Annotated in this window: 14 protein-coding genes; 8 read left to right on the forward strand and 6 right to left on the reverse strand. The window is 68.6% G+C overall.

Annotated features, from left to right (window positions below):
* The first annotated feature begins 55 nt into the window (after positions 1-55).
* Positions 56-1276 (forward strand): cysteine desulfurase-like protein, encoded by a 1221-nt coding sequence (locus ASG62_RS11250; RefSeq protein WP_056689232.1) that lies wholly within the window; start codon positions 56-58, stop codon positions 1274-1276.
* Entirely contained in the window at positions 1273-2691 is a 1419-nt protein-coding gene (hydA, locus tag ASG62_RS11255; protein WP_056689234.1) for a dihydropyrimidinase, read from the forward strand. The genes ASG62_RS11250 and hydA overlap by 4 nt, the downstream gene beginning before the upstream one ends.
* A 15-nt stretch (positions 2692-2706) precedes the next feature.
* Here hydA and ASG62_RS11260 read toward each other — a convergent pair whose 3' ends face one another.
* Entirely contained in the window at positions 2707-3741 is a 1035-nt protein-coding gene (locus tag ASG62_RS11260; protein WP_056689236.1) for an aldo/keto reductase, read from the reverse strand.
* A gap of 503 nt (positions 3742-4244) precedes the next feature.
* Here ASG62_RS11260 and ASG62_RS26970 point away from each other — a divergent pair.
* From ASG62_RS26970 to ASG62_RS11275, 3 genes are read left to right on the forward strand one after another with little or no spacing between them, the layout of a single operon-like run.
* The gene (locus tag ASG62_RS26970; RefSeq protein WP_056689239.1) at positions 4245-5018 is read left to right on the forward strand and encodes a FadR/GntR family transcriptional regulator; all 774 of its coding nucleotides are present in this window, start codon (positions 4245-4247) and stop codon (positions 5016-5018) included.
* Complete coding sequence (locus ASG62_RS11270) at positions 5015-5332, forward strand: L-rhamnose mutarotase (protein WP_056689242.1); 318 nt, start codon at positions 5015-5017, stop codon at positions 5330-5332. Before ASG62_RS26970 ends, ASG62_RS11270 begins: the two co-directional genes overlap by 4 nt.
* A gap of 13 nt (positions 5333-5345) precedes the next feature.
* Positions 5346-6017, forward strand: coding sequence for a spermidine synthase (locus ASG62_RS11275; protein ID WP_056689245.1), 672 nt, complete (start codon positions 5346-5348; stop codon positions 6015-6017).
* A 35-nt stretch (positions 6018-6052) separates the two neighbouring features.
* Here the strand turns inward: ASG62_RS11275 and ASG62_RS11280 are convergent, their stop codons facing one another.
* Positions 6053-7657, reverse strand: a complete 1605-nt coding sequence (locus ASG62_RS11280; RefSeq protein ID WP_056689248.1) for a globin-coupled sensor protein — start codon at positions 7655-7657, stop codon at positions 6053-6055.
* 303 nt (positions 7658-7960) lie between these two features.
* Here ASG62_RS11280 and ASG62_RS11285 point away from each other — a divergent pair, with 303 nt between their 5' ends.
* Positions 7961-8701, forward strand: a complete 741-nt coding sequence (locus ASG62_RS11285) for an SDR family oxidoreductase (protein ID WP_056689251.1) — start codon at positions 7961-7963, stop codon at positions 8699-8701.
* Between the two features lie 25 nt (positions 8702-8726).
* Here the strand turns inward: ASG62_RS11285 and ASG62_RS26385 are convergent, their stop codons facing one another.
* The 4 genes from ASG62_RS26385 to ASG62_RS11300 form a co-directional block, all read right to left on the reverse strand.
* Positions 8727-8891 carry a hypothetical protein gene (locus ASG62_RS26385; RefSeq protein WP_156382059.1) on the reverse strand — a complete coding sequence of 55 codons (165 nt, stop codon included), beginning with the start codon at positions 8889-8891 and terminating at the stop codon, positions 8727-8729.
* A complete protein-coding gene (locus ASG62_RS11290; RefSeq protein WP_156382060.1) occupies positions 8888-9175 on the reverse strand; it encodes an amino acid transporter in 288 nt (95 codons plus the stop codon). Before ASG62_RS11290 ends, ASG62_RS26385 begins: the two co-directional genes overlap by 4 nt.
* Before the next feature lie 151 nt (positions 9176-9326).
* Entirely contained in the window at positions 9327-10121 is a 795-nt protein-coding gene (locus ASG62_RS11295) for a class II glutamine amidotransferase (RefSeq protein ID WP_056689257.1), read from the reverse strand.
* Positions 10122-10184: 63 nt separating this feature from the next.
* On the reverse strand, positions 10185-10913 hold the full coding sequence (locus ASG62_RS11300) for an aspartate/glutamate racemase family protein (protein ID WP_056689261.1): 729 nt from the start codon (positions 10911-10913) through the stop codon (positions 10185-10187).
* 169 nt (positions 10914-11082) lie between these two features.
* Between ASG62_RS11300 and ASG62_RS11305 the strand changes: the two genes are divergently transcribed.
* On the forward strand, positions 11083-11544 hold the full coding sequence (locus tag ASG62_RS11305; protein WP_056689462.1) for an Lrp/AsnC family transcriptional regulator: 462 nt from the start codon (positions 11083-11085) through the stop codon (positions 11542-11544).
* Between the two features lie 104 nt (positions 11545-11648).
* Positions 11649-12650: a DUF1402 family protein gene (locus tag ASG62_RS11310; protein WP_413814192.1), complete on the forward strand. Its 1002-nt coding sequence runs from the start codon at positions 11649-11651 to the stop codon at positions 12648-12650.
* The last annotated feature ends 45 nt before the right edge of the window (positions 12651-12695 follow it).

Genomic DNA, 12695 nt, shown 5'->3' on the forward strand with positions numbered 1-12695 from the left:
GGCTCCGCCCCGCGTCTCGACTTGCCCCGCCTTCGCCCCGCCAAGGATCTCAGCCATGACCGCTCTCGACGTCGATTTTGCGCGCAGCCAGTTTCCGGGCCTCTCCTCGCCATGGGCCTTCATGGACAATGCCGGCGGCAGCCAGGTCCTGCGCCGCGTCGCCGACCGCATGCACGAGCATCTCCTCAACGCCGCCGTGCAGACCGGGGCGAGCTACGCGCCGAGCCAGGAGACGACGCGCCGCGTCGGCGCCGCCCGCGAGGCCTTCGCGCGGTTCATGAACTGCGATCCCGGCGAGATCGTCCTCGGGCCCTCGACGACGATCCTCCTGCGCTTCCTGTCGGAATCCATGACCGGGCGCCTCCAGCCCGGCGACGAGATCGTGCTGACCAATGTCGACCACGAGGCCAATATCGGCCCCTGGCTGAAGCATGCGGCGCGGGGCGTCGTCATCAAATGGTGGCGCTGCGATCCCGAGACCTTCGAGCTCGACCTCGAGGAGCTGAAGCGGCTGATGACGCACAAGACCAAGCTCGTCTGCGTCACCCACGCCTCGAACATCCTCGGCACGATCAACCCGATCCCGGAGATCGCCGACATCGTGCACGCCGCCAATGCCGAGCTCTGCGTCGATGCCGTCGCCTATGCTCCGCACCGCGCGATCGACGTGAAGACCTTCGGCGCCGACTACTACGTGTTCAGCGTCTACAAGGTCTTCGGCCCGCATTTCGCCGTCATGGCCGGCTCGCGAGACAAGCTCCTGCAGCTCGACAACATCTACCACTACTTCTTCGACAAGAGCCGCGTGCCCCACAAGCTGGAGCCGGGCAATGCCAGTTATGAGTCGGCTTACGGTTCGATCGGCTCGGTCGACTATGTCGAGGAACTGGGTGCGCGCACCGGTGCCCCCGCAGGAAGGGCGGCGATCGAGGCGGGGTTCGACGCCATCGCGACCCAAGAGGAAGCGCTGACGCGGCGGCTCATGGACTTCCTCGCCAGCCGCAACTCGGTCCGCGTGATCGGCCGGACCTCGGCCGCCGTCGAGGACCGGGTCTCCACCGTGTCCTTCACGGTCGGCCGAGAGAGTTCGCGCCGCATCGTGGAGGCGGTGGACAAGGCCAAGGTCGGCATCCGCTACGGCGACTTCTACGCCAAGCGGATCGTCGAGGAGCACGGGCTCGGCGCGACGGACGGCGTCGTGCGCGTCTCGATGGTGCACTACAACACGACGGCCGAGGTCGACCGGCTGATCGCCGCCCTGGAGCCGAACCTTTGAAGGCACCCTACGACCTCGTCATCGCCGGGGGCACGGTCGCGACGGCCTCGGACGTCTTTTCCGCCGACGTCGCCATCCGGGACGGCCGGATCGCCGCGCTCGGACACGATCTCGGCGCGGCCGCGCGCACGATCGACGCTTCCGGGCTCTACGTCCTTCCCGGCGGGATCGATCCGCACGTCCATCTCGCCCAGCCCTCCGGCGAAGGCATCGTCATGGCGGACGGGTTCGAGAGCGGCACGCTGTCGGCGCTCTTCGGCGGCAACACGACCGTCATGCCCTTCTGCCTGCAGGAGAAGGGCCGCAGCCTGCGCGAGGCGCTGACCGCCTATCATGCGCTGGCGGAGGGAAACTGCTACACCGACGTCGCCTTCCACCTCATCGTCTCCGACCCCGCGCCGTCCGTGCTCGGGCAGGAGCTGCCGGCGCTGGTCGCCGACGGCTACACGTCCTTCAAGGTCTTCATGACCTACGAGGGCCTTCGCCTGAACGATGCCGAGATCCTCGGCGTGATGGACACGGCCCGGCGCACCGGCGCGCTCGTCATGGTTCATTGCGAGAACGAGGACGCGATCCGATACCTGATCGGGCGCCACGAGGCGGCCGGCGACGTGGCCCCCAGAGCCCACGCCACGACCCGGCCCGTCGCCGCCGAGCGCGAGGCGACGCATCGCGCCATGTCGCTGGCCGAGATCGTCGACGTTCCCGTCGTCATCGTCCACGTCTCGAACGGACCCGCGATCGAGGAGATCCGCCGGGCCCGCGCGCGGGGCCGCAAGGTCGTCTCGGAGACCTGCCCGCAATATGTGATGCTCACTGCCGGCGATCTCGAGGGCATGGACTGGGAGGGCGCGAAGTTCGTGTGCTCGCCGCCGCCCCGCGACGCGGCCGCGCAGGACGCGTGCTGGACCGGCATCGAGGACGGCACGTTCGACCTCTTCTCCTCCGACCACTGCCCCTTCCGATACGACGATCCGACGGGCAAGCTGAACCCGAAGGGCGCGGTGAACTTCCGGCACATTCCGAACGGCATTCCGGGCGTCGAGACGCGCCTGCCCATCCTCTTCTCGGAGGGCGTCGCCAAGGGCCGCATCGACATCCGGCGCTTCGTCGCGCTGACCGCCACCCATCCCGCCGGGATCTACGGCCTCTCGACCAAGGGCTCGATCGCCGTCGGCCTCGATGCCGACATCGCGATCTGGGACCCGAAGGCGGAGCGCACGATCCGCCATGCCGACCTGCACGACGGCTCGGACTACACGCCCTACGAGGGCGTCGCCATCCGGGGATGGCCGGCGACGGTGATTCTCGGCGGCCGCGTCATGATCGAGGAGGGCCGGCTCGTCGGCGCCAAGGGCGCCGGGCTCCACCGCGCCCGCGCCCTTTCCTCGCTGACCGCGCCGCGTCCGCTCTGACCGACCTTTGCGGGCTCAGCGGCCCGGCGGCGTCGGGGCGGCCGGGTCGATCAGCCCGTTCGATGTCAGCTCCGCCCAGAAGGCATCGGGAATGCGGGCCTCGATCGCGTCGAGATTCTGCCGGATCTGGGCCGGGGACACGCCGCCCGGAATGACGGCGGCGACGGCGGGATGAGCGAGCGGAAACTGGAGGGCGGCCGCCGGCAGCGGCACGCCGTGCCGGGCGCAGACGGACTCGATGCCGCGCACCTTCGCCTGCACGGCTTCCGGAGCTGCGTCGTAGCCGTAATTGGCGCCGCCGCCCGAGCCAGTGGCCAGAATGCCGGAGGCGAAGGGCGAGCCGATGATCACGCCGACGCCGCGCTCCACGCAGCCGGCCATGCCGCGATGGAGGCTATCCTGGTCGAGCAGCGTGTAGGGCATGGCCACCAGCACGAAATCGAGATCGACCCGGCGCGCCGTCGTCTCCAGCGAATGGCCGGTGTTGACGCCCATGCCGTAGGCCTTGATCTGCCCGTCCCGCTTCAGCTCCTCCAGCGCCTTGATGCCGCTCTCCTCCAGGCGGCGCGTGTTCGCCTCCAGGCGCTCCTCCTCGACCTGATAGCCGATGTCGAGATCGTGGATGACGAGCGCATCGACCGTATCGAGGCCAAGCCGCATCAGCGACTGCTCGTAGGCGCGCATGAAGCCGTCGTAGGAATAGTCGAACTCGACCTCGAAGTTCAGCCCGCCGGTCCAGGGCGCGCGGTCGAAGCTTGCGGGATCGCGCGGCCGGCGCAGGATGCGCCCGACCTTGGTGACGATCGCGAAGTCGCCGCGCGGCCGTGTGCGCAGGAAGCCGCCCAGCCGGTGTTCGGAGAGGCCGCGCCCATACCAGGGAGCCGTATCGAAGAAACGCACGCCCTCGTCCCAGGCGGCGCCGAGCGTCGCGTCGGCCTCCGCCTCGTCGAGCCGGGCGTAGAACTCGCCGAGATGGGCCGCGCCGAAGCCGAAGACGGGAATCTCGAGATCGCTCCGCCCGAGACGGCGGCGTTCCAACGTCTGACGCATGCCGCGCTTCTCCGGCGAAAAGGTTAGAGGCTGTTATGAACCTTGGACAGGTGTTGTGTCGTGTCAGCGACGTTCAGACCGGTAGGAGGGTGGAACAGGCAAGACTATCCGTCTTGTCTGTTCTGCCCGACGCCCCGGATGACGTCGCTCACACGACCCGAAGGGCCGCTCGTGTTGGGTCGCGGATGTGCGTCGCCCTCTTTGCCGGTAGCCCCGCTACCGGCGGCATCGGGCTCCTACCCCGCGACCCAACACGAACGGCACAACACCTGTCCAAGGTTCATAACAGCCTCTGTGTTAAGCAGGTATCGGTATCAAACGAGTATTTGTTTGACAACTTCCGAACCGAGGCCGACCCTCTTGATTCTCAGCGAACGAGGAGGCCCCACGGGAACCGACATGCTCAACGCCACGCCCGACCTTCCGTCCGGACCGCGCAGGATGCGCCGTCCCGAGCCGGTCGCATCGCCCGCCGAACGGCCGGCAGCGGGGGGAGCGAGGGCATGAGCGACCGATTCGCCCGCCTCTTCCGGCCGCCCGAGGGCGCAGCGCTCCCCCGGTTCAACGCCTCCTTCGCGCGCGGCACCATGTCCGAGGAGGTCGCCAACCAGATCATGACGCTGGTGAAGGCGGGCTTTCTGAAAGCCGGCGACCGGCTGCCGACCGAGAGCCAGATGACGGTGGCGCTCGGCATCAGCCGCCCGCCGCTGCGCGAGGCGCTGAAGGCGCTGACGCTGATGGGCGTTCTGGAAAGCCGCCAGGGCGGGCGCTACACCGTGACGGACCTCTCGCCGCTCCGGCTGGTCGAGCCCTTCAACGTCATGCTGTCGGGCAAGAGCTACGACGCGACGCATCACTACGAGGCGCGAAGCGTGGTCGAGTTGGAATGCGTCCGGCTCTGCGCGGAGCGGGCGGGCCCGCGCCTTTGCGCCGAGATTTCCCGGCTGGCCGCGGAGGGGCCGGAGACGATCGGCGACCCCGTCGCCTTCCGCACCCTCGACCGGGAGTTCCACGGCGCGATCTATGCCGGGTCCGGCAACGTCTTTCTGGAAACGGTTGCACAGGGGCTCTCCACCGTCGCGCTCGACATCCTGCGCAGCACCGTCCTGCAGCCTGGCCTGATCGCCCGCAGCTGCCAGGATCACTGCCGCATCGCCGAGGCGATCGTGGAGCGGGACGGCGACGCGGCGGTCGAGGCCTATCGCGCCCATCTCCTGAACATCCGCGACATGACGATCCGCTTCCTCAAGACGGCGCCGGAGAAAAGCCTTCAATGAGCGAGCGGATCGCCTTCCGCATGGTGCTCCACGAAGGGCAGGCAAAGGCCTATCGCGAGCGGCACGCGGCGATCTTTCCCGACCTCGTGGAGGCCTTGAAGGCGGCGGGCATCTCGGACTATTCGATCTGGCTCGATCCCGAGACGCATCATCTCTTCGCCATCCTCACGAGGCGCCGCGACCACGACATGGACGCCCTTCCGCAAACCGAGATCGTCCAACGCTGGTGGGCCTTCATGGCCGACATCATGGAAACCGATCCGGGCAACGTTCCCCGTCAGGTCCAGCTCCTGCCAATGTTCCACCTGCCGTGAACCGACGCGAACCATGATCCCCTGGATTCCTCTCGGCACGGCCGCCATTCCCGGCGGCGGTGAATTGCGCCTCATGCGGCGCGGCTCGGAATATTCCATCATGATCGGCGGAACCGAGCTGATGAACAGCCGGCTCAGCGGCTCGGAGGAGGCGCTCGCGACGATGGCGGCGGACCGCCTCGGCCCGCTCGACGCGTCCCGATTCCTGATCGGCGGCCTCGGCATGGGCTTCACCCTTCGCGCCGCGCTGGCGCGCCTGGGGCCCGCCGCCCGTATCACCGTCGCCGAGCTCGTGCCGGGCGTCGTCGATTGGGCGAAGGGCGCGATGGCCGAGGTCTTCCAAGGCTCGCTCGACGATCCTCGGGTCGCCGTGGTCCTCGAAGACGTCGCCGAGACGATCGCCGGGGCGCCCGGCGCCTACGACGCCATTCTCCTCGACGTCGACAACGGCCCGGACGGGCTGACCAGCGGCGGCAACGACCGGCTCTACGGACCAAAGGGGCTGGACGCCGCGCGCATCGCGCTCCGGCCGGGCGGGGTTCTCGCCGTCTGGTCCTCGGGGCCGGACCCCGCCTTCACCGCGCGGCTCGGCCGCGCCGGCTTTCGCGCGGAGGAGGTCCGCGTGAAGGCCGGGCGCGGGCGCGGCACGAAGCATGTTCTCTGGTTCGCGACGAAGCCCGCCTGATCGGGCCTCGACGTCTTGAGCCTATACGCGGACGGTCAGAACTCCTCCCAGTCGTCGGCGGCCGCCTTCGGTGCGGCGCCGCCGGCACCGGTCGTGCGCATCTGGGCGACGGGTCTGGCCGGGCGTGCCGGGGGCGCGGCCGGGCGCCGGGCGGCCGGCGCGGCGGAGCGGGTGCTGCGCGCGGAGGTCGCGAGGTTGAAGCGCAGGGTCAGCTGCGAGAGGGTCTCGGTCTCGCTCGCCAGATGCTGCGCGGCGGCGGTCGTCTCCTCCACCATCGCGGCGTTCTGCTGCGTGACCTTGTCCATCTGATCGGCGGCCGTGGAGACCTCCTTCAGGCTCAGCGACTGTTCCCGTGCGGTCCGGGCGATGTCGGAGACCACGCGGTTCATCTCGGAGACGCCGGCGAGGATCTCCTCCAACGAGCGGCCGGAGGCGGAGACGAGCTCGACCCCTCGCCCGACCTGCGCGGCCGAGGCCGAGATCAGCGTCTTGATCTCTTTCGCCGCCTCCGCCGAACGCTGGGCAAGGCCGCGGACCTCCTGGGCGACCACGGCGAAGCCACGTCCCGCCTCGCCGGCGCGTGCCGCCTCGACGCCCGCGTTGAGCGCCAGGAGGTTCGTCTGGAAGGCGATCTCGTCGATGACGCCGATGATCTGGCCGATCTTGTCGGAGGACTGTTCGATCTGGCTCATGGCCTCGACGGCGCGGCCGACGATCTCTCCGCCCTTTTCCGCGTTCTTCTGGGCGGCGGCGGCGGTCGCCTGCGCCTCGCCGGCGCTCCCGGCGGTCTGGTTGATGCCGCGCGTCACTTCGGAGAGGGCGGCGACCGTCTCCTCCAAGCTCGCCGCCTGCTGTTCGGTGCGCTGGGAGAGATCGTTCGAGGCGACCGAAATCTCGCTGAGGCCGTCGCTGATCGTGCCGACCGACTGGACGACCTGGCCCAGGACCTCCTCCAGCGCCGCGACCGCGTCGTTGTAGGTCTCGGCCATCGCGCCGAAGCTGCCGGAAAGATCGGAGGGCGCGCGGGCGCCGAGATCGCCGGAGCGCAGCTTCTGGAAGGCGGCGCCGAAGGCCTCCATGGCCATGCGCTGCGCCTCGTCCGTCTCGGCCTTGGCGGCCTCCGCCTTCTTGCGGTCGGCCTCCAGCGTGTCGAGATAGACCGAGACGGCGTAGTCCATGTCGAGCAGGGCCGCCTTGACGACGCTGGACAATTCGTCCGCCAGCGTCTTCGAACCCTTGCGGCCGAAGCGGGACGGCCAGCGCTTCTCCACGACCTGCCCGATCAGACCTTCCAGGATCAGGGCGTAGCCGCCGATGTACCAGCGCGGCTCCAGGCCGAGCTTGGCATGGACGCGGCCGACCGTGGAGACGCCGGCGACGTAGCTCGCATCGTAGTCGGCATCCGCGATGATGCCCCAATGCTTCATCTGCCGGCTCTTGGCGCTGGCGATATGCGCCTCGTCGGAAAAGAAGCGGCGGGTGTGCGGATTGGCGCGGGCCTTGGCATAGAACGCGTCGAGCGCCGGACCGATGCCGTCCGCGATCGCCGGCTTCAGGGTTCTCAGGCGCTCGCGCGCCGCCGTGTCGAGCCCGATGAAGTCCAGCCGCTCGCTCAGCGAATCCGTCTCGTGCGTGTTCATGATCGTCTCCGCTACCCCAGCCTGAAATCGCGAAGTGCCCCCGCACATCCGCAATCCCGAAATTAAGGCTACCCAAGATTGTTTAGCGGCCCATTAACCGATCGCCCGTTGATTCCATGGCGAGATCAAACTGGTATCCTAGTCGGAAGTCTGTATAGGGAAGGCGCGGCCGTCGGGCGGCCCGGCCCGGTGCGGGCGGTGGTCGGTCCGATCGATGCAGGGCTTGCCGCGGGACGATGATCGAGCGCCCCCCTTGCGCCTTTCGAGACGCACGGCGCTCCGGGATGGAACGGGAGACAGGCGATGGCAGGACGGCTCGAGGGCAAGATCGCGGTTGTGACCGCGGCGGGACAGGGCATCGGGCGCGCCGTCGCGAACGCCTTCGTGGCGGAGGGGGCGACGGTCTACGCCTCCGACCTCGACGGCTCCAAGCTTGCCGGCCTCGACGCCGCCACGCAATCGCTGGACGTGACCTCGTCGGAAGCGGTCGCCGCCTATACGAGCGCCCTCCCCGCGCCGGACATCCTCTTCAACTGCGCCGGCTTCGTGCATCACGGCACGATCCTCGAGTGCTCCGACAAGGACTGGGACTTCTCCTTCGACCTCAACGTGCGCTCGATGCACCGGATGATCCGGGGACTGCTGCCGAAGATGGTGGAGAAGGGCGGCGGGTCGATCGTCAACGTCGCCTCGGCCGCCTCCTCGATCAAGGCCGCGCCCAACCGCTACGTCTACATGGCCTCCAAGGCCGCCGTCGTCGGCCTGACGCGCTCCATCGCGGTGGACTTCATCAAGCAGCGCATCCGCTGCAACGCGATCTGCCCGGGAACGATCGAGTCGCCCTCGCTGGAGAGCCGCATCGACACGCTCGGCCGCGAGGTCGGCGGGCGCGACAAGGCGCTCGACATGTTCATCTCGCGCCAGCCCATGGGCCGCCTCGGCAAGGCCGAGGAGATCGCCATGCTCGCCGTCTACCTCGCCTCCGACGAGAGCGCCTTCACGACGGGCACGACGCAGCTGATCGACGGCGGCTGGACGCTTTAAGGCTGCGGGGGCGGGCGAAGACCGGTCAGCGGTTCTCCGCCAGCGCCTCGGACAGGTTGCCTTCCCGGTTCGGGCGCATCGGCGCCTGACGGGCAGGCGGATTTCGGACCGCGTGAAGTTTGACAAAACCCAGCATGACCAGGGCTCCGATCGGCAGGAGTGCCATCAATGCGATCTGGGCGAGGGTCACGGGTCCAATCCCTTCAAGTGCCTGTAGGCATGAGAATGTATGATGCCCGAGACGGCAAGGCAAACAACGGACAGAACGAACAGGCTTCCGATCGTTCCCCCGGATATGTCGTCTCGTGAAAGAGCGGTCACGACGGGAGCGAGACCGCCGACGCCGAACGTCGCGATCGCAATGCCATTGAGGAACGTCGCTCGAAGCTTGATTTGTTCCTTCGCCGCATCGGTCAATGGGCGCGGCGCCTCCCGCTCGTGGGCGGGACTGTCTGGAACTCGAACGTCGGCCAAACGCGCTTCCCTCTCCCGGCAGCAAGACAGGTCTTGAAAGAGGTTCCGCCATGGCCGTCATAGGGTCAAGCAACCCAGCGCACTGCCTTTCGGTCCTATTCCTAAGGCCGAGGAGGCCAACACTTTCGGCGGCCGAAGAACGTCGAGGTCTTCACGCCACCGCCGCCTCGCGCGCCGGAACGGTCACGTCGAACGGCGTCAGCCGGGTCGCGCGGCCGGGGCCGATGGCGAGGACGCTGCCGGGCGGCACGAGGCCCCAGGTGCCGCAGTTCTGGTCGCAGGGCTCGGAGGCGACGACGATGCCCTCGCCCTCGATGCGCCAGTAGAGCGAAGGCGGCCTTCCGTCGCTCGCCCAGCGATAGGCGTAGAGCGTCTCGCCATCGCAATGCACGGCGGCAAAGCGCAGGGGCTCGGGTTCGGGGCCGCAGGCCGCCAGGATCGAGGAAAGCGTCGCGCGCATCGCCTCCACCGGATCGGCGTCGAGGCCATGGCCGAGCGCGGTCAGGAAGATCGCCTCGGAATCGCTGGTGCCCTTGCGCAAGGGATAGAGCGCGTCCGGGATCAGCGCGTCGACGCGGCGGCGATGACGGTCGTAGCCGCCGACCTGGCCGTTGTGCATGAAGAGATGCCGGCCCGCCGAGAAGGGATGGCAATTGGCGGTGGAGACCTCGCCCGAGGTCGCCGAGCGAACATGGGCGACGAAGAGGCGCGAGCGGATCTGGCCGCAGAGCGAGGTGAGATTGGCGTCGGACCAGGCGGGCAGGATGCCGCGATAGATGCCGGGCTCCTCGCGCTCGCCGTACCAGCCGACGCCGCAGCCGTCGCCGTTCACGACGGTCTTCGCCTCGCGCGCCGCCAGCGACTGCGAGATCAGAGACGTCTCCGGGCGCACCAGCAGCTGGTCGAGAAAGACCGGCGTTCCCGAATAGGCGAGAAAGCGGCACATCGCGGCGGACTCTCCTGCAGGGCCGACCCGGCGGGCCGGCGAAACTATCCCACGGCTAAAGGCTTACGCCGCCTTGCGTTCGCGAAGCTGGATGTCGGTCTCATGAAGGGCGAAGCGGCTGGCGGCATCGGCATGGATGCGCGTGGAATCGAAGCCCGGCAGAACCAGCGCGTCGGGATCGAGAAGGAGACAGATCTCGGTGCAGCCCAGAATGACGCTGTCGGCGCCGGCCGCCCGGCCGCGCTCGACGATCGACAGCATCGCGCGGTGCGAGCGCTCCTCGACGCGCCCGACGCAGAGCTCCTCGAAGATGATCCGGTGAACCTCGGCGCGGTCCTCGGCCTCCGGCACGATCGGCCGGAGGCCGGCGAGGCGCTCCATCCGGTCGGCGTAGAAACCGTGCTCCATCGTGTAGCGGGTGGCCAGAAGCAGCGGCCTTCGAAGACCGGCCCCGACGATCTCGCGCCCGGTCTCGGCGACGACGTCGATCAGCGGAACCTCGATCGAGGAAGCGACCGCGTCCGCCACGAGGTGCATCGTGTTGGTGCAGATGAGGACGCAGTCGGCCCCCGCCGCCTCGAGGCCCCTCGCGGAGGCGGCAAGCATCTCGGCCGCCAGATCCCACCGGCCGGCCTTCTGGAGCGCGACGACGTCGGAAAAGTCGAGCGAGTGCAGGAGGACGCGCGCCGAGGCGAGGCCGCCCCGCGCGGCGCGGGCACTCTCGTTCAGGCGGCGATAGTAGACCGCCGTGGATTCCCAGCTCATGCCGCCGATGAGGCCGATGGTCTTCATGTCGACAGGTCCCGTCTTCGCGTTCGATGACGACATGATGCGACGCTTCCGGCGAAAGCGGGATGCGAAGTTCGGCCGATCGGCGGGATATCGTGCAGACGAGCCGCGCCTGATGGTGCTTTGGCGCAAACGTCTTGCGCGAAGACCTGCGAGCCTGCATCCTGACATCATGCTCGACACCCGCGACCAGGACATTCTCGCCCTTCTCCAGGACGACGCCGACATGCCGCTCGCCGCCATCGCGGCGCGCGTCTCGCTGTCGGCCTCGGCCTGCTCGCGGCGCATCCAGAGGCTGGAGGCGGAGGGCCATATCCTGCGGCGCGTCGCCGTTCTCGACCGAGCCCGGATGAACCTGCCGACGACGATTTTCGTCGTCGTCAAGACCTCGCGCCATCAGGCGGGCTGGCTGGAGGAGTTCAAGGCGGCGATCTCCGCCATCCCGGAGATCGTCGAGGCCCATCGGCTGACCGGCAATTTCGACTATATCCTGAAGATGGTCCTGCCGAACGTCGAGCATTACGACACGGTCTACAAGCGCCTGGTCTCGCGGATCGAGCTTGCGGAAATGTCGGCCTATATCTCGATGGAGACGCTGAAGTTCGCGACCGCGATCCCGACCCGCTTCTCCTGAGGGCGGCCGCTTTCAAGCCGGCGTGACCGGGGCGCATCTCGACAGGGCTTCGGGGCGCTCCTATGGAAGGTCTTTGCCGCCTCCCGCCTGGACGATCAGCGCCCGTGACGAACCCTTTTCCCCGCCGCCCCGCATCCCGGCTCCTCCGCCGTCTCGGCGCTGCGGCGCTGGCAGCGCTTCTGGCCTTCTGCGCCGTGCCGGCCGGCGCCGTCACCGTGGTGCCGCCGGGCAACCGGAATGCCGACCAGCCGGACGTGCCGGCCGGCGCGATCCGCCGCACCAGCCAGACGCGCGGCACGTTCGACGCCAAATACGAGAAGATCCGCAATCTCATCGCCACCAACGACGAGCTTCGCGGCAAGATCGACAAGGCCGCGCGGGCCTACGGCATCGATCCCATCCACATCGTCGGCGCGCTCGTCGGCGAGCACACCTACAATGTCGACGCGCTCGACCGCATGCAGACCTATTACGTGAAGGCCCTGTCCTATCTCGAGGCGAAGGTGGTCTTCGCCTACGAGGGCGAGAGCGTCACCGACTTCGTCGCGCGGCCAGAGTTCCGGGCTTGCGCAGGGGCCAAGGGCGACGAGGCGCTGTGGAGCTGCCGCGAGAGCGTCTTCAACACCGCCTTCCGCGGCCGGACGGTCGACGGGCGCTCCTATCCCGACAACCGCTTCGGCGCCGTCTTCTTCCAGCCCTTCTACGCCGGGCAGACCTTCGGGCTCGGGCAGATCAACCCCTTGACCGCGCTCGGCGTCTCCGACCTCGTCCACCGCGTGTCCGGCTATCCCGACCTCGACCCGGACAAGGCGCCGGAGGTCTATCGCGCGATCATGGACCCCGACCGCTCGCTCGCCTACATGGCCGCCGTCATCCGCTCCTCGATCGAGGCCTATCGCGAGATCGCCGGCGTCGACATTTCCGGCAATCCCGGCATCACGGCGACGCTCTACAATGTCGGCAATCCCCGCGCCCGCGCCGCCGCGCTCGCCGCCGACAACAAGGCGCGCGCCGGCGCCGGCCAGCCGCCCCGGCTGCCGGAGGAGAACTATTACGGCTGGCTCGTCAACGACAAGCTGCCGGAGCTGGAGCCGCTGGCCCGCTGACACCCTGCCGAACGATCGGATCGGGTCCCGTCCAATGCGCCCGTC

Origin of the sequence: Aureimonas sp. Leaf427, assembly GCF_001425485.1 — a bacterium.
Taxonomy (GTDB): domain Bacteria; phylum Pseudomonadota; class Alphaproteobacteria; order Rhizobiales; family Rhizobiaceae; genus Plantimonas.

Bases quoted from the DNA above. Each gene is read 5' to 3' on its own strand.
- ASG62_RS11285 (WP_056689251.1), top strand. From the start codon at position 7,961: ATGGCAGGACGGCTCGAGGGCAAGATCGCGGTTGTGACCGCGGCGGGA.
- ASG62_RS11295 (WP_056689257.1), bottom strand. From the start codon at position 10,121: ATGTGCCGCTTTCTCGCCTATTCGGGAACGCCGGTCTTTCTCGACCAG.
- ASG62_RS11250 (WP_056689232.1), top strand. From the start codon at position 56: ATGACCGCTCTCGACGTCGATTTTGCGCGCAGCCAGTTTCCGGGCCTC.
- ASG62_RS11270 (WP_056689242.1), top strand. From the start codon at position 5,015: ATGAGCGAGCGGATCGCCTTCCGCATGGTGCTCCACGAAGGGCAGGCA.
- ASG62_RS11280 (WP_056689248.1), bottom strand. From the start codon at position 7,657: ATGAACACGCACGAGACGGATTCGCTGAGCGAGCGGCTGGACTTCATC.
- ASG62_RS11260 (WP_056689236.1), bottom strand. From the start codon at position 3,741: ATGCGTCAGACGTTGGAACGCCGCCGTCTCGGGCGGAGCGATCTCGAG.
- ASG62_RS11275 (WP_056689245.1), top strand. From the start codon at position 5,346: ATGATCCCCTGGATTCCTCTCGGCACGGCCGCCATTCCCGGCGGCGGT.
- ASG62_RS11305 (WP_056689462.1), top strand. From the start codon at position 11,083: ATGCTCGACACCCGCGACCAGGACATTCTCGCCCTTCTCCAGGACGAC.
- ASG62_RS26970 (WP_056689239.1), top strand. From the start codon at position 4,245: ATGAGCGACCGATTCGCCCGCCTCTTCCGGCCGCCCGAGGGCGCAGCG.
- ASG62_RS11300 (WP_056689261.1), bottom strand. From the start codon at position 10,913: ATGAAGACCATCGGCCTCATCGGCGGCATGAGCTGGGAATCCACGGCG.